Source organism: Actinoplanes sp. NPDC021490 (genome assembly GCF_055562135.1).
This window is the reverse complement of record NZ_JBVHFW010000016.1, coordinates 90,738-107,226: the sequence shown is the minus strand read 5'-3', so window position 1 is coordinate 107,226 and position 16,489 is coordinate 90,738. Positions and strand designations below refer to the sequence as shown.

11 protein-coding genes are annotated in these 16,489 nt (G+C 71.6%); 7 read left to right on the top strand and 4 right to left on the bottom strand.

Annotation, left to right across the window (positions count from 1 at the left end; translation table 11 throughout):
- Positions 1 to 88 precede the first annotated feature (88 nt).
- Positions 89 to 1,075 carry a ricin-type beta-trefoil lectin domain protein gene (locus ACZ3I4_RS34320; RefSeq protein ID WP_465386236.1) on the top strand — a complete coding sequence of 329 codons (987 nt, stop codon included), beginning with the start codon at positions 89 to 91 and terminating at the stop codon, positions 1,073 to 1,075.
- 406 nt (positions 1,076 to 1,481) lie between these two features.
- On the opposite strand, the gene ACZ3I4_RS34315 is transcribed toward ACZ3I4_RS34320, so the two are convergent.
- Both ACZ3I4_RS34315 and ACZ3I4_RS34310 read right to left on the bottom strand, forming a co-directional pair.
- On the bottom strand, positions 1,482 to 3,152 hold the full coding sequence (locus tag ACZ3I4_RS34315) for an FAD-binding dehydrogenase (RefSeq protein WP_465386235.1): 1,671 nt from the start codon (positions 3,150 to 3,152) through the stop codon (positions 1,482 to 1,484).
- Between the two features lie 77 nt (positions 3,153 to 3,229).
- Entirely contained in the window at positions 3,230 to 3,796 is a 567-nt protein-coding gene (locus ACZ3I4_RS34310) for a TetR family transcriptional regulator (RefSeq protein ID WP_465386234.1), read from the bottom strand.
- 137 nt (positions 3,797 to 3,933) lie between these two features.
- On the opposite strand from ACZ3I4_RS34310, the gene ACZ3I4_RS34305 reads away from it, so the two are divergent.
- From ACZ3I4_RS34305 to ACZ3I4_RS34280, 6 genes are all read left to right on the top strand, one after another.
- A complete protein-coding gene (locus ACZ3I4_RS34305) occupies positions 3,934 to 4,812 on the top strand; it encodes an SDR family oxidoreductase (RefSeq protein ID WP_465386233.1) in 879 nt (292 codons plus the stop codon).
- 141 nt (positions 4,813 to 4,953) lie between these two features.
- Positions 4,954 to 6,141 (top strand): alginate lyase family protein, encoded by a 1,188-nt coding sequence (locus ACZ3I4_RS34300; protein WP_465386232.1) that lies wholly within the window; start codon positions 4,954 to 4,956, stop codon positions 6,139 to 6,141.
- A gap of 12 nt (positions 6,142 to 6,153) precedes the next feature.
- Positions 6,154 to 8,319, top strand: coding sequence for a ricin-type beta-trefoil lectin domain protein (locus tag ACZ3I4_RS34295; RefSeq protein ID WP_465386231.1), 2,166 nt, complete (start codon positions 6,154 to 6,156; stop codon positions 8,317 to 8,319).
- 51 nt (positions 8,320 to 8,370) lie between these two features.
- Positions 8,371 to 9,801 carry a hypothetical protein gene (locus ACZ3I4_RS34290; RefSeq protein WP_465386230.1) on the top strand — a complete coding sequence of 477 codons (1,431 nt, stop codon included), beginning with the start codon at positions 8,371 to 8,373 and terminating at the stop codon, positions 9,799 to 9,801.
- Positions 9,802 to 9,830: 29 nt separating this feature from the next.
- Positions 9,831 to 10,607, top strand: a complete 777-nt coding sequence (locus tag ACZ3I4_RS34285) for an FAD binding domain-containing protein (RefSeq protein WP_465386229.1) — start codon at positions 9,831 to 9,833, stop codon at positions 10,605 to 10,607.
- Positions 10,604 to 13,255 (top strand): molybdopterin-dependent oxidoreductase, encoded by a 2,652-nt coding sequence (locus ACZ3I4_RS34280; protein ID WP_465386228.1) that lies wholly within the window; start codon positions 10,604 to 10,606, stop codon positions 13,253 to 13,255. Before ACZ3I4_RS34285 ends, ACZ3I4_RS34280 begins: the two co-directional genes overlap by 4 nt.
- Here ACZ3I4_RS34280 and ACZ3I4_RS34275 read toward each other — a convergent pair.
- Entirely contained in the window at positions 13,176 to 15,152 is a 1,977-nt protein-coding gene (locus ACZ3I4_RS34275; protein WP_465386227.1) for an ATP-binding protein, read from the bottom strand. The genes ACZ3I4_RS34280 and ACZ3I4_RS34275 overlap by 80 nt on opposite strands.
- 11 nt (positions 15,153 to 15,163) lie before the next feature.
- Positions 15,164 to 16,453: a GAF domain-containing sensor histidine kinase gene (locus ACZ3I4_RS34270; RefSeq protein WP_465386226.1), complete on the bottom strand. Its 1,290-nt coding sequence runs from the start codon at positions 16,451 to 16,453 to the stop codon at positions 15,164 to 15,166.
- Positions 16,454 to 16,489 lie beyond the last annotated feature (36 nt).

Here is a 16,489-nt window from a genome sequence, read left to right as displayed (position 1 = left end):
GATGTTCACAGGGCGGCCGAATGACGATCATCGCGGGTATCTTGGGCGGCCGATCGTCTTGTGCAGACTCGATGGCGGCGGGTGAAGCGTGACGGACGGTGACCAGAACGGCGAGCAGGATCCGCTGCTCGTGCGACCATTCGTGCTGCGTGATTCCGGTGCGCTGGACAACGACGAGCCGGTTCAGACCTGGCCCGCGACCGGCGAGGCGCCGTCACCGCCCGCCCACGACAACGCCGACGCGCCGACCGCGATCTTGCATCTGCCGTTCAAGCGCAAGCCCGCCGCGGCCAAGCCGGCTTCGGGCCACCATGGTCGCCGCCGCCTGATCGTCATGGCCTCGGCGGCCGCCGTCGTGGTGCTGGGCGCCGCCGCGGCCGGATACGCGGCTCTGCGCTCCGACGACGTTCGGCCGTCGGTCGCCACCGGGCCGGGCGCCGAGATTCCCGCCGCGAAGGCGCCGCTGCCCACGAGCGCGAGCGTGACGCCGTCGGTCTCCGGCACGTCGGCCGGTCAGGGCCGGCCCGGTACGGGAGGTGCCACCGCCACATCGGCTTCCCCGTCGGTGAGCGCGAGCGCCACGTCGGCCGCGGCGCCGCCGGTTGCGGGCATCCCGACTCCGATCTCGCTCACCCCGTCGGCCACCGGCGGCAACAAGACCGCACCGACCGGCGGGCCGCAGCTCGTCGCGCCCGAGCCCCCCTCGAGCGACCGTACGGGCGAGATCCGCGGGCAGAACGGCCTGTGCCTCGACCTGAACGGCGCGGTCGCGGTCAACGGCAACTTCGTCCATGTCTACGAATGCAACAACTCGGTCGCGCAGGCCTGGACACTGGCCACCGACGGCACCCTCCGAGTCATGGGCAAGTGCGCCCTGCTCGTCGGCGGCGGCGCGGTCGAGGTCGACAGCTGTGACAGCCGCACCCCGGCCCAGTGGCGCGTCTCCAACCAGCGCCTGCTCAACGCCGTCGGCAACGACTGCCTGACCGACCCGTCCGGCGGCCGCCAGTCCGGCACTCGCGTCAACGTCTCGGACTGCACGGGTTCCGCAAGCCAGCGCTGGTCCCTCCCCTAGAACGCCCGGCAACGATCCGCACAGGACGGCGCCGGCATTCGCTAACGGTCCGCTTTCGCTTACAGGAGCGGGCGGATCCGCCTCGCTGCCCCGCGGACGTGCTCCGCCTACCCCGGCACGGTCAGGCCCCACCGGGCTGAAGTTCACCGCGCATACGGTCCATGCTTGCGGCATCCAGTCTGGGTGCCCACGGCTCACCAAGCCCAGATGCCCGGTATGCCCCGGATGGAGGCGTTCCTAGGCACGCGACGCTCCAGATACGCGGCGCATCCAGGAACGCGGCGCCCCGAAGCAACACGACACTCCCAGAAACGCCGTGTATCTGGGAACGCATTGTCCCCGGGGACACGACGGTTCCAGATACACCATGTATCTGGGAGCGCGGTGTGCCTGAGTTCGGGGTGGGCTACAGGGTTTGGGCCAGGTGGCGGCCGGCGTTGCGGCCTGTGAAGAGGCAGCCTCCCAGGAAAGTGCCCTCCAAGGCGTTGTAACCGTGCACGCCGCCGCCGCCGAAGCCGGCCACCTCGCCTGCGGCGTAGAGGCCCGCGATGGGGGTGCCGTCGGGGGCCAGCGCGCGCGAGTTCAGGTCGGTTTGGATTCCGCCCAGGGTTTTGCGGGTCAGGATGTGCAGTTTGACGCCGATCAGTGGGCCCGCGGCGGGGTCGAGAATGCGGTGGGGGGTTGCCGTGCGGCCGATTCGGTCGCCCAGGTAGCGGCGGGAATTGCGGATTCCCTGGATTTGGGCGTCCTTCGAATACGGGTTGGCCAGCTGGCGGTCGCGGGACTCGATCTGGGTGCGGATTCGGGCCGCGTCCAGCAACGGCTGGTCGGTCAGTTTGTTCATTCCGGCTACCAGGTCGTCCAGGTTGGAGGAGACCACGAAATCGGCGCCTTTGCGCTTGAACGCCTCCACGGGGGCGGGGGCGCCCTTGCCCAGCAGGCGTTCGCGCATGAAGGCGCGCTTGTCACCGGACGTGATGTCGGGGTTCTGCTCGGAGCCGGAAAGCGCGAACTCCTTCTCGATGATTCGCTGGGTCAGGATGAACCAGGAATGGTCGTACTGGGCAATCTCGGGGGTGGCCCGCAAGTACTGCAGCGTGCTCATCGTGTCGTAACCGGGCAGGCACGGCGCGGGGAGACGCCGGCCTAGGGCGTCGAACCACATCGAGGACGGGGCGGGCAGAATGCGGATGCCGTGGCCGGGCCAGATGGGGTTCCAGTTTTGGATTCCCTCGGTGTAATGCCACATGCGGTCGCGATTGACGAGCCTTGCGCCGGCGTCGGCCGAGATTTCCAGCATGCGGCCGTCCACGTACGCGGGAACGCCTGTGATCATGTTGGCGGGTGGGGTGCCGAGCCGGTCGGGCCAGTATTTGCGTACGAGGTCGTGGTTGCCGCCGATGCCGCCGGACGCGACCACCACCGCCTGCGCCGTGAGGTGGAAATCGCCGGCCTGCTCGCGGGTTGACGGCTCGCCGCGGGCGTCGTCGGAGGCGGCCAGAACCTTCCCGCGTACGCCCGTGACCGTGCCGTTCTCGACGACCAGCTCGTCGACCCGGTGGCGATAGTGGAAGGTCACGAGCCCCCGGGCCGCGGCGTCCTCGATCGAGCGTACGAACGGCGCGACGACGCCCGTGCCGGTGCCCCACGTGACGTGGAAGCGCGGAACCGAGTTGCCGTGGCCGTCGGCCCGCAGGCTGCCGCGCTCGGCCCATCCCACGGTGGGCAGCCAGGAAAGGCCCAATGATGACAGCCAGGCCCGTTTCTCGCCCGCGGCGAACTCGACGTAGGCGCGCGCCCACTTGTAGCCCCAGGAGTCCTGGTCGTCGAGCCGGTCGAAGCCCGCGCTGCCCTGCCAGTCGCTCCAGGCCAGGTCGAACGAGTCGGCGACCCGCATCCGCCGCTGCTCGGGGGTGTCGATCAGGAAGAGGCCGCCGAAGGACCAGTACGCCTGGCCGCCGAGGTTGGCCGCGTTCTCCTGGTCGACGAGCGCGACCCGCTTACCGGCGGAGGTGAGTTCGTGGGCCGCGGCCAGGCCGGCGAGCCCGCCCCCAACAACGATGACGTCTGCGTCCATGGTCCGGCAGGTTACCGGAGATTCCGAGGAAGTTTCGGATTCGGTTGGCGCGGCGCCCCGCAGCAGCACGAAAGTGGCTACGGGGTGGTCAGCAGTGCTTTCTGGGCCGTGAAGGCCTCGCGCATGTGATCGATCAGGGGGCCGTCGTGGGGGTCGGTCACCCAGCGGGCGAAGGCGACCTTGAAGGCGGCGACGCCCGACTCGGCGGCCAGCGCGGCGGACGGGTCGACCGCGCCGTGATCTCGCAGGACCTGGGTCAGCGCCGCGGCCACGCGGTGGAGTTTGGCCAGCTCGCGTTCCTGCAGGGCCGGGTTGGCGTCGATGATGCCCTGGCGCTGGCGGGAGAACGCGACCTCGGGAAAGTACGAGACGGCGGCGTGCTCGAAGGCCGCGATGATCGCCCCGGCCGGACCGGCCTTGTCGTAGGCGGTCGCGGCCGCCTCGACCAGTAGGTCCTGGAGCTGTTCGGAGCCGGCGAACAGCACCTCGCGCTTGTCGGTGAAGTGCCGGAAGAAGGTGCGCTCGGTGAGCCCGGCCTGTTCGGCGATCTCGGCCACCGTGGTGCTCTCGAAACCGCGGGACGCGTAGAGGTCGAGCGCCGCCTGCCGGAGGCGGGCCTGCGCGTTCGGCTCCCAGCGTCCCATGGTCGCCATCCTAGCCAGCGTCAGTCGCTGACATCACTACGCCACAACTGATGACAGCAGCTGACATCGCGCGTACGGTGATGTCAGCGGCTGACATGCAAAGGGCTTGCAAAGGACCAAGGAAAGAAGGAACCGCCATGCGCGTATTCGTCACCGGCGCCTCCGGCTGGATCGGCTCGGCCGTGGTGCCCGACCTGATCGCTCACGGGCACGAGGTGGTCGGACTGGCCCGCTCGGACGCGAAGGCCGAGGCCGTGGCCGCGACCGGGGCCCACGTCCTCCGCGGCGACCTCGACACGCTCGACGTGCTGCGCGAGGGCGCCCGCGACGCCGACGCCGTCATCCACCTGGCCTTTGTGCACGACTTCGGGAACATGGCGGAGTCGTTGCGCAAGGATCAGGCAGCCATCGCGGCCATGGGCGAGGCCCTGGAGGGCACCGACCGGCCGCTCGCCATCGCTTCGGGGATGCTCGGCGTGGTCCCGGACCGGGTGGCCACCGAGCGGGACATCCCCGACCTGGCCACGGCCTATCCGCGCCACCGATCGGCCGCGGCCGCGCTCGAGCTGACCGGCAAGGGGGTGCGCCCGCAGATCGTGCGGCTCGCGCCGAGCGTGCACGGCGCCGGCGACTACGGCTTCGTGCCCACGCTGATCGGCATCGCCCGCGAGCGGAAGTCGGCCGGCTACGCCGGCGACGGTGCGAACCGGTGGACGGCCGTGCACCGCGACGACGCCGCAACGCTGTTCCGCCTGGCGATCGAGAAGGCGCCGGCCGGCGCGATCCTGCACGCCGTCGGCGACCAGGCGGTGACCGCCCGCGCCATCGCCGAGGCGATCGGCCGGGGCCTGGGGGTGCCCGCCGCGCCCGCCGCCCCGGAGGAGCTGGGGTGGATCGGGCCGCTGTTCGCGTCGGACAGCCCGGCGTCCAACGCGATCACCCGCGAACTGCTCGGCTGGAATCCCACCGGACCGACGCTGATCGAGGACCTGGACGCCGGCCACTACTTCAACTAAGCCTCGATGGAAGAGAGCGCTCTCACGTTCCGGAACCATTAAGAGAGACTTAAGTACATCGATCTGCGCTTGACCGGGGTCTCCCGGGATGGGAACTGTTAACTCACTTTCCGGTTCCCCACCCCCACCCGGGAGATCCCCATGCGCAAGCGCGCCCTGGTGGCGACGTTCACGGCGTTGGTCGCCGTGACCGCCACGTTAGGCGTCCACCTGACCGCCGAAGCAGCCACTACAAAAGCTGCACCCACGACCTTCGCCCACCCCGGCGTGATGATCAGCCGGGCCCAGCTCGACTTCGTCAAGAGCAAGGTCACCGCCGGGGCCCAGCCCTGGGCGAGCGCCTACACCCAGATGGTCAACAGCCGCTACGCCTCGCTCTCGCGTACCCCCGCGCCAAGGGCCACGGTCGAATGCGGCTCGTACTCGAACCCGAACAACGGCTGCACCGAGGAACGTGAAGACGCGATCGCGGCCTACACCGACGCGCTGATCTGGTATCTCGGCGGCAACGCGGCGTACGCGCAGAAGTCGATCGCCCTGATGGACGCGTGGTCGGCCACCATCAAGGCCCACACCAACAGCAACGCCCCGCTGCAGACCGGCTGGGCCGGCTCGGTGTGGCCGCGCGCCGCCGAGATCATCAAGTACACGTACTCGAGCTGGCCCAACCAGGCCCGGTTCGCCACCATGCTGCGCACGGTCTATCTGCCCACGGTGATCGCCGGCAGCGCCAACAACGGCAACTGGGAACTCTCGATGATGGAGGCCGCGACCGGTATCTCCGTCTTCCTGGAGGACAAGGCGAGCTACGACCGGGCGATCGCCCGCTTCAAGGCGCGCGCCGCCGCGTACATCTACGTCGCGGCCGACGGCAGCCAGCCGAAGTATCCGCCGGCCGGCAGCATCGACACCCGGGCCGAACTGATCACCTTCTGGCAGGGGCAGAGCACGTTCACCGACGGCCTGGCCCAGGAGACGTGCCGCGACTTCGTGCACACCGGGTACGGCCTGAGCGCGATCAGCCACGTCGCCGAGACCACCCGCATCCAGGGCCAGGACCTCTGGCCCGAGCTGAGCGAGCGGATGCGGCACGCGCTCGGCCTGCACACCAAGTTCGAGAACGGCACGGCCGTGCCCTCCAACATCTGCGGCGGCTCGGTGGCCAAGGGCCTCGGGCCGGTGACCGAGGTGGCGTACAACGCCCTCGCCAACCGGCTCGGCATCGCGATGGCCAACACCAAGACGTTCACCGAGTCACGTCGCCCGCAGGGCACGAACAACCTGTTCGTGGCCTGGGAGACGCTCACCCACGCGAACAACCCGGCGTAAGGAATCCCCGATATGAGACGAAGAATCATCACCACGGCGGTAGTCGGGGTAGCAGTCGCGGCCCTCGGCATTGTCGGCGTGACCAACGCGTTCGCCGCCACCACGGGATCGATCGCCAGCGCCGCCAACGGCAAGTGCCTGGACGTGACCAACGGCAGCACGGCCAACGGCAACCAGCCCCAGACGTGGACCTGCGTGGGCGGCCCCAACCAGACGTGGACGCTGGGCGACGACGGCTCGCTGCGCGGCCTGGGCAAGTGCCTGGACGTGGTCAACGGCGCCACCACCGACGGCGCGGCCGTGCACCTGTGGGACTGCTACAGCGGCCTGACCAGCCAGCAGTGGACCCTGAACGCGGCCCGTGACCTGGTCAACGTCAAGGCCGGCAAGTGCCTGGACATCAAGGACAACAACCTCGCCGACGGGGCCAAGCTGCAGCTGTGGACCTGCGGCGGCGGCGCCAACCAGAAATGGACGATGAACGGAACCGGTACGCCCCCACCGACGACCGTGCCGCCGAACCCGGGCAACCCGGACCTCGGCCCGAACGTCGCCATCTTCGACCCGTCGATGAGCGCGGCCACGATCCAGAGCAAGCTGAACAGCGTCTTCAACCAGCAGGTGACGAACCAGTTCGGCACGGCCCGTCAGGCGCTTCTGTTCAAGCCGGGCAACTACAACGTGGACGTCAACGTCGGCTTCTTCACCCAGGTCGCCGGTCTCGGCCTCGTCCCCGACCAGGTCAACATCAACGGCCACGTGCACGTCGAGGCCGACTGGTGGCCGGACGGCTCGCAGAACGCGACCCAGAACTTCTGGCGTGCGGCCGAGGGCCTGAGCGTCACCCCGCAGGACGGCCTCGACCGCTGGGCCGTCTCCCAGGCCGCGCCGTACCGCCGGATGCACGTACGGGGAAATCTGGCTCTGTCCGACGGCGGCTGGTCGTCCGGTGGCTTCATCGCCGACTCGAAGATCGACGGCCAGATCCAGTCCGGGAGCCAGCAGCAGTTCCTCACCCGCAACTCGCAGATGGGCAGCTGGAGCGGCTCGAACTGGAACCAGGTGTTCGTCGGCTCCCCCGGCGCCCCGGCCCAGAGCTTCCCGAATCCGCCGTACACGACGATCGGCTCGTCCCCCACGATCGCCGAGAAGCCTTACCTGTACGTCGACTCGGCCGGGGCCTATCAGGTCTTCGTGCCCGCCCTGCGCAGCAACGCGTCCGGCACTACCTGGGCCGGCGGCAACCCGGCGGGCACGTCGCTGCCGATCAGCACGTTCTATGTCGTCAAGCCGGGCGACACCGCCACGACGATCAACGCGGCCCTTGCGTCCGGCAAGAACCTGCTGGTCACGCCGGGCGTCTACAACCTGAACCAGACGCTCAACGTGACCCGGGCCAACACCGTGATCCTCGGCCTCGGCCTGGCCACGTTCATCCCGACCGGCGGCGTGAACGCCATGAACATCGCCGACGTGGACGGCGTACGGCTGGCCGGTGTGCTCTTCGACGCGGGCACGACCAACTCGAACACCCTGCTGCAGGTCGGCCCGGCCGGCTCGTCCGCCTCGCACGCCGCCAACCCGACCGTGCTGTCCGATGTCTTCGTGCGGGTCGGCGGCTCGATCGCGGGCAAGGCGACCGTGAGCGTCGAGGTGAACAGCAACAACGTGATCGGTGACCACGCCTGGATCTGGCGCGCCGACCACGGCAACGGCGGAACGGTCGGCTGGAACGTCAACACCGGGCGCAACGGCCTGATCGTCAACGGCAACGACGTCACCTTCTACGGCCTGTTCGTCGAGCACTACCAGCAGTACCAGACGATCTGGAACGGTGACCGCGGCCGGACCTACTTCTATCAGAACGAGATGCCGTACGACCCGCCGAACCAGGCCGCCTGGATGAACGGCTCGACGCGGGGCTGGGCTGCGTACAAGGTGGCCGACTCGGTGACCACGCACGAGGCGTGGGGCCTGGGCAGCTACTGCTTCTTCAACGTCAACCCGTCGGTCGTGGCGGCGCGGGCGTTCGAGGTGCCGGTCAAGTCCGGTGTGCGGTTCCGGAACATGGTGACGGTCTCGCTGGGCGGCACCGGCACGATCACCAACGTCATCAACAGCACGGGTCAGACGGTGAACAGCGGCCATCAGGTCACCAGCATCGTCAGCGGCCCCTGACAAGCCCGGCAAACCGCTACAAAATGTCGGCCAACGCATGACCATGGAGTCATGCGTTGGCTGATGCGGGTGGACACCGCCGTGCCGGTCGCCGGCCTGGTCGTGTTCCTGCTGGTCTTCGGCGTTTTCGGCGGCCCCTCGGATCCGGCTCCGGCCGCGCGCTGGCTCGGGCTCGGAGTGCTGATCGGGCCGGCGCTGATGGTCTACGCCCACCGGGGCGCCGCCGCGTGGGCCGCCGTGCTCGGCGCGGTGATCTGGACCCCGCTGGCCGGCTCGCCCGGCACGGTCATCGCCACCTGGGGTTACGCGGCGGCCGCGATCCTGGTGTCGCGCCTCGACAAGCCGCCCGCGCCGCTTCCGGTACCGCACCGCAAACCCCCTCCCCCGTACGCCCTGCCGCACGTCGCCGCCCCGGCCGAGGTGGCCGGGTTCGCGCTGCTGCTCGGGGCCGCGGCCGGGGTGGCGTGGGTGGCCGTGGACGACGCGGCCGTGCCCTGGCTGGCCGCCACCGTCTCCGCCTTCTCACTGGGCTGCGCGCTGCTGTCCCGGGCCGTACGCCACCAGGCCGCGCTGCGCCGCCTGTTCACCGTGCCGCAGCCCGTGCACGCCGTCCGCGCCGTCGAGCAGGAGGGCTACGTGCATGTCCTGCTGCCCGCCGAGGACGGCCGGACGGCGCTGGAGTTCGCCTTCGACGTGGCCGAGCCGGAACCGCGACACGACGAGGATGGCGTGCACACCGAGGCCGCCGTGCTCTACGGCGACCCCCGCCCGGGCAGCTGGTGCGTGCTCGAGGTCGGCAACCGGCTGCACGTGCCGGTCGGCCCGGTCGGCGAGGTCATCGAGGTCCCGTACGACGTGGTCGAGGGTCTGCCCCGCGAGATCGAGGACGACGAGGAGCAGCTGGTCGACCCGGCGTCGCTGCGCCCGGCCGACCGGGACGCCGGCGCGTTCCAGCCGCGCGAGCACCGGATCAGCCCGCAGCGGGCCTGGATCGCCACGGTCGCGATCGGCCTCGGCGCGGCGCTGGCGCTGACCGAGGCGGCCCATCTGGCCGGGCTGCCCCGCAACGTGCTGATCGCCGTGGCCGGGGTGGCCGCGGCGGCCGGTTACGAGTTCGGCTGGCGCTCCCAGCTGCGGCCGCGGCTGCGCTGGCACGCGGGCGGCGTCGCGGCGATCGGATTTCGCGGCCGCAGCCGGGAGCCGTGGGCCACCGACAGCGCGATCGTGCACGACGACGAGGGCACGGTGGTGCTGACCGCGGGCGAGGCCGTGCTCAACGTGCCGGTGCCCCCGCCCTGGCCGTCGCGCTCGCATCAACGCACGGCCGACCAGCTCGTGGCCGCGCTGCGCGACACCCGGATCCAGGCCCTGGCGATGAGCCCGCCGCCTCCGCCGCCCCAGATCGAGACGCCGCACCGGCCGCCGCTGCTGTTCGCGGCGTGGGCGGTCACGGTCGCGGCCACGATCCTGATCGTCAGCTGATCGAAACACGACGCGCGTAGCGTACGGACGTGGACCTGAACACCGTGGCCGAAGTCATCAGCCCAGCTGAGGTGGGTCAGTGGCGGCCGGGCGACGCGTGGCTGGGCGGCGGGACGGCGCTGTTCGGCGAGCCCCGCCCGTACCTGACCCGGCTGCTCGATCTGACCACGGCCGGCTGGCCCGCGCTGACGCCGCGCGAGGACGGCCTGGAGATCGCCGCCACCTGCACGATCGCCGAGCTGGCGGCCAGCGGCTACGACATCGCCGAGCGGTGCTGCCACGCGTTCCTGGCCTCCTTCAAGATCTGGAACGTGGCGACCGTGGGCGGCAACCTGTGCGCCGCGCTGCCGGCCGGTCCGATGATCGCGCTGGGCGCCTCGCTCGACGGCACCGTGCTGCTGCAGGGCCCGGACGGCGAGCGCACGGTTCCGGTCGCCGAGTTCGTCACCGGCGAGGGCACCACCGTGCTCCGCGAGGGCGAACTGCTGCGCTCGATGCATCTGCCCGCCCCGGCGCTGGCGGCCGTGACGGCGTACCGGCAAGGGTCTCTGCACGCCCATGGCCGCTCGGGCGTGCTGGTCATCGGGCGGCGCGACTCCGCCGGGCTGACGCTGACCGTGACCGCGGCGACGAAACGCCCGTACGTGCTGCGGTTCGGTGAGCCGCCGAACGCCGAGCGCGTGGCGGTGGCGCTGACCGAGCGGATCGGGGCCGACGCCTACGTCGACGACGTGCACGGGCAGCCGGACTGGCGGCGGCACCTGACCCGGCTCTACGCGGAGCAGATCCGGGCGGAGCTGGCATGAGGATCGACGGCGCCGAGCACGAGCGTCCGCCGCGCCCCGGGCAGTGCCTGCGCACCTACCTGCGCGAACAGGGAGCGTACGGGGTCAAGAAGGGTTGTGACACCGGGGACTGCGGCGCCTGCACGGTGCACGTCGACGGCCTGCCCGTGCACTCCTGCGTCTATCCGGCGTTCCGCGCGGCCGGTCGCAGTGTCACGACGATCGAGGGGCTGGCCGGCGCGGACGCCCTGCATCCGGTGCAGCAGCAGTTCCTCGACGCGCAGGGCTTCCAGTGCGGGTTCTGCACGGCCGGCCTGATCATGACGACCGCCGCGCTCACCGACGATCAGCGCGCCGACCTTCCCCGGGCCTTCAAGGGCAACCTCTGCCGCTGTACGGGATACCGCGCCATCGCCGACGCGGTGGCCGGGGTGGTCAACGTGGCCGAACCGGTAACCGGGAAGTCGGTCGGTGCGAGCCTGGGCGCCCCGGCCGGTCCGGAGGTGGTGACCGGCGCCGCCCGCTACACGTTCGACCTGGACGTGCCCGGGGTGCGGCATCTCAAGGTGCTCCGCTCGCCGCACCCGCACGCCCGGATCGCCGCCGTACGCACCGAGGCCGCGCTGGCCGTGCCCGGCGTCGAACTGGTTCTCACCCACGCCGACGCGCCCGCCGCCCGATTCTCGACCGCCCAGCACGAGCACGCGTCCGAGGACCCCTGGGACACCCGGGTGCTCGACGACGTGGTGCGTTTCGCAGGCCAGCGCGTCGCCGCGGTCGTGGCCACCAGCGAGGCCGCCGCCGAGGAGGGGATCCGCGCGCTCGCCGTCGACTACGAGGTGTGGCCGGCCGTGCTCACGCCGGAGGAAGCGACGGCCGAGGGCGCCCCGCAACTGCACCCGGGGGCCGGGCGCAACGTGGTGGCCGAGCTGCACGCCGATCTGGGCGATCCCGAAGCCGGGTTCGCCGAGGCCACCGCGATCTACGAGGGGACGTTCCGGACGCCGCGCGTGCAGCACGCCAGCCTGGAGACGCACGGCGCGGTCGGCTGGCTCGACGACGACGGCCGGCTCGTCGTGCGCACCAGCACGCAGACGCCGTTCCTGACCCGGCGGGCCCTGGCCAAGCTGTACGAACTGCCCGAGGACCGGGTGCGGGTGATCGCGGGCCGGGTCGGCGGCGGGTTCGGCGGCAAGCAGGAGATGCTGGTCGAGGATCTGGTCGCGCTGGCCGTCCTGCGCCTGGGCCAGCCGGTGCGGCACGAGTACACGCGGGCCGAGCAGTTCACGTCGGCCACCACCCGGCATCCGTTCACGGTCACCGTCAAGGTGGGGGCGCGCGCCGACGGCACGCTCACCGCGCTGCAGCTCGGGGTGGTCTCGGACACCGGGGCGTACGGGAACCACGGTCCCGCGGTCATGTTCCACGGCTGCCACGAGTCGATCGCCGTCTACCGCTGCCCGAACATGCGCACCGACGCCCGCTGCGTCTACACCAACACGGTTCCCGCGGGCGCGTTCCGGGGGTACGGGCTGGGCCAGGTGTCGTTCGCGGTCGAGTCGGCGCTCGACGAGCTGGCCCGGCGGCTGGGCGTCGACCCGATCGCGCTGCGCGAACGCAACATCGTGCGCGAGGGCGACCATCTGACCGCGCCCGGCGACCACGCCGACGACCTGACCATCGCCTCGTACGGGCTGGACCAGTGCCTCGATCACCTGCGGGACGCGGCGGCCGGGCCGGTGGAGGCTGCGCCCGACGGCTGGCTCGTGGGTGACGGCATGGCCGTGGCGATGATCGCGGCCGGGCCGCCCGGCGGGCACTACGCGGACGCGACGGCGACGCTGCGGCCCGGCGGCCGGTTCGAGATCGCGGTCGGCACGGCCGAGTTCGGCAACGGCAGCACGACGGTGCACGCCCAGATCGCCGCGGACGCGCTGGGGACGACCCCGGACCGGATCACCGTGCGGCAGTCCGACACCGACGTGGTGCGGCACGACACCGGGGCGTTCGCGTCGACCGGGGTGGTCGTGGCCGGCCGGGCGGTGCTGCACGCCGCGCGTGGCCTGCACGCGCTGCTGCTGGCCCGGGCCGGGGAGGCCGGCCTGACCGAGGCGCTGCTCGACGAGCTGGCGGTCCGGTCGGAGACACCGCTGAGCGCCGAGGGCCACTGGGGCGGAAGCCCGCGGTCGGTGGCGTTCAACGCGCAGTGGTTCCGGGTCGCGGTCGATCCCGACACCGGCGAGCTGCGGATCCTGCGCAGCGTGCACAGCGCCGACGCGGGCACGGTGATGAACCCGCTGCAGTGCCGCGGGCAGATCGAGGGCGGCGTGGCCCAGGCGCTCGGGGCGACCCTGGCCGAGCACGTCGGCATCGGGCCGGACGGCCAGGTCACCACGACCGGGTTCCGGCAGTATCACCTGCCGACGTTCGCCGACGTGCCCCGCACCGAGGTGCTGTTCGCCGACACGGACGACCGGATCGGACCGCTGGGCGCGAAATCGATGAGCGAGAGCCCGTTCAACCCGGTCGCGCCCGCGCTGGCCAACGCGGTGCGCGACGCCACCGGCGTACGGCTGACCGAGCTGCCCTTCACCCGCGACCGGATCTGGTCGGCTCTGCGAGCCGCGGCGGCGCCGGAGGAGCGGGAATCCGGGGCAGCGTCAGCGTGAAGGTGCTCCCCCGGCCCAGCTCGGAGCGGGCGGTGACGGTGCCGCCGTGGTCGTTGACGATGGTGCGGACGATGGCCAGGCCCAGCCCGTTGCCCTGCACGGCCTGATCCATCGCGTTGGCCGCCCGGTGGAACGGGGTGAACAGCCCGGGCACGTCGTCGGCCGGGATCCCGATGCCGGTGTCGGTGACCGTGACCACCGCGCGCCCGTCGATGCAGGCGAGCCGGCACTCCAGGCTCCCGCCGGGCGCGGTGAACTTGACGGCGTTGTCGAGCAGGTTACGGACCGCCCGTTCGAGCTGGACGGGATCGCCGCGCACCCAGGCCGGCTCGGCCGACAGCTCGTACCGCAGATCCTTGGCCCGCGCCGCCGCGCCCAGCGTGGTGTGCACCTCGCTGACCAGGCGGGCCAGGTCGACCGGGGCCGCGTCGGAGTCACCGTCCCGGTCGTGGGATCGGTCGAGCAGCAGCAGGTCGGCCACCGTGGACTCGAGCCGGTGCGCGTTGCGCAGGATCGCTTCCACCGCGCGCTTCTGCACCAGCGACAACCCGATCGCGTGCTCCTCGTCGTCGACCAGCATCTCGCCGTAGCCCAGAATGCTGGTCAGCGGCGTGCGCAGCTCGTGGGTGACGGTGGCGACGAACACGTCCTTCTGCTCGTCGAGCACCCGCAGCTCGTTGATCAGGCGGGCCTGGCGCAGCCGCAGCCGCTCCTGGCGGGCCGCGTGGTCGATCTCGCGGGCCAGCCCGATCAGCAGCCGGCGTTCCTCCTCCGACCAGGCCGGCCTGTCCGGGCGGACCAGGCAGATCGCCCCGGGCGGGCAGCCCGCGTCGCCGCTGAGCGGGATCACCAGCCCGCCGGGCAGCCCGGCCGGGACCAGCGAGCCGCCGGGCGCGCACGAGCGGGCCTGCTCGGCGATCGACGGGTCGAGCGGCCCGGCGGTACGCGGCCACGTCGCCTCGATCGGGACTCCGGCCTGAAGGGTGAACCGGATGTGCACCGCCCCGGCGCCCAGGGTCGCCCCGACCACCTCGACGATCCGCGCCGCCCGCTCCCGCGCTTCGCCCTCCTCCTGCAGCTGCGCGGCGACCGTCTGGCGCAGCTCGCTGCGAGCCACCCGGGCCTGCTCGGCGCTGATCAGCCGCTCGGTCCGCGCGGCCAGGTCGTTGAGCGTGCCGGCCAGGGCGCGAAGCTCGCCCGGGCCGGACGGGATGGCCCGGGCGGTGAGGTCGCCGTCGGCCAGGCGGCGCAGGGTGAGCCGAAGGTGCTCGAGCGGAACGAGCAGGTGCCGCTGGTGCAGCATGGCCAGGCCCAGACCGGCCGCCACGACCAGCGTGGCCAGCCCGGCGAAAAGCAGGGTGGCGTAGGTGGCCCGGTCCCGCTCGCGGTCGCCGACGCGCTGCTCGAAGCTCTCGATCGCGGCGAAGACGTCGGCGTTGGCGGTCCGCAGACGGTCGAACAGATCCCGGCCGCGGGCGGCCCGGGCGGCATTGGTGTCGGCCACCCCGGCGTTGACGATCGGGATGGCGTACCCGTAGAGCCAGCCCTCGGCCGACTGACGCTCGACCAGCAGCAGCCGGGTGGTCTCGGCGTCCAGTGGATCCTCGGCCAGCCGCTCGAGCGCGCTGAACGCGCCGGCCCGCCCGCTGGTGTACGGCTCGAGGTAGGCGCTGTCGCCGGTGAGCTGGAAGCCGCGGATGCCGGTCTCGGCGTCGGTCATGTACTGCAGCACCGCGCGGTTGGTGTCCCGGGCGACGTCGATCCGCGTCTCGTGGGTCTCGTGCTGGAGGCGTTCCCGGTCGGTCACCACGAAATGCGCGACGATCAGCACGAGAAAGAGCAGGAGCAGCCCGGCGAACCCGCCGGCCACCCGGTACTTCAGCCTCGTCGCCGCCAACCGCTGGAAAATCATGACGGGGCCGCCGCCGGGACCCGGACGGGCAGGGTGAACACGACCGTCGCGCCGCCGCCGGGCGTCCCGGTGGCCGCGATGTGCCCGCCGTGCCGCTCGACGATCCGCTGGCAGGTCGACAGGCCGACTCCGTGCCCCTTGCCGGAGGCCGGGTCGACCTGGGTGAACATCTCGAAGATCCGTTCGCGCTGCGCCGGGGGGATACCGACGCCATTGTCGGCCACGGCGATCCGCCACTGCCCGCCGTCCTGCTGCGCGTTGACCACGATGCGGCACGGACGGTCCGGGCGCCGGTATTTCATGGCGTTGCCCAGCAGGTTCTGCAGCAGCTGGCGGATCAACGTCGGGTCGGCCTCGAGCACCGGCAGGTCCGGCGGCACCGTCACGGTCGCGCCGTCCAGGCTGCCACGCAGGTCGTTGAGGGCCTGCTCGACCAAATCGCCCAGCTTCACCGGCTCGGGACGGCAGGGCGCGTGACCGGCCCGGGCGTAGCTGAGCAGCGAGGTGATCAGGCGCTGCATCCGGCCGACGGCCCGGGTCGACGCCCCGATCCAGCGGGCCGACTCGGCGTCGTGGTGGACGACCCGCTCCTCGATCAGCTCGAGATAGCCCTTGACCACGGTCAGGGGCGCGGCCAGGTCGTGGCTGACCACACCGGCGAACTGTTCCAGCTCGGTGTTGGACCGGCGCAGCTCGGCGATGGTGGCGGCCTTCTCGGCGTGCGCCCGGCTCAGGTCGGCGTGCGCGAGCTCGAGCTGCTCGTGCTGCTGCCGCACCTCGGCCGCCAGCGCGGCGTTGACCCGGGCCTGCCGGCGGCGCTCGAACAGGGCCAGGATCACCCCGGCCAGGTCCCCGAGGCGGTCGATCTGCTCGGCGGTCAGCTCGTGCCGCTCGCTGTGGAAGACGCAGAGCGACCCCAGCGCGTACCCCCGCGGCGTGACCAGCGGCGCCGAGAAGTAGAACCGGACGTGGCCGAGCGGGCCGATCACCCACGGGTTGACCGCGAACGCCGGATCGAGGCTCGCGTCCGGCAGGCAGGTGACCTCGCCCGACTCGAACCGCACGGCGCACATCGAGTCGGAGCGCGCGCTGTCGGTGCCCTCGAACCCGTGGGTGGTGAGCTGGCACTGCCGGTTCTCGTCGATCAGGTTGAGCGTCGCATTGGGCACACCGGCCACCAGGGCCGCCACCCGCACCACAGCTTCCAGCTCGTCACCCGCGGGCTGGTCGAGCAACTCGTACTCGTGCAGGGCGGCCAGGCGTCGCTGCTCGTCGGCGGCGGTCACACTGTTGATGTCGGCAGGAAAACCCCCGATCCTGAG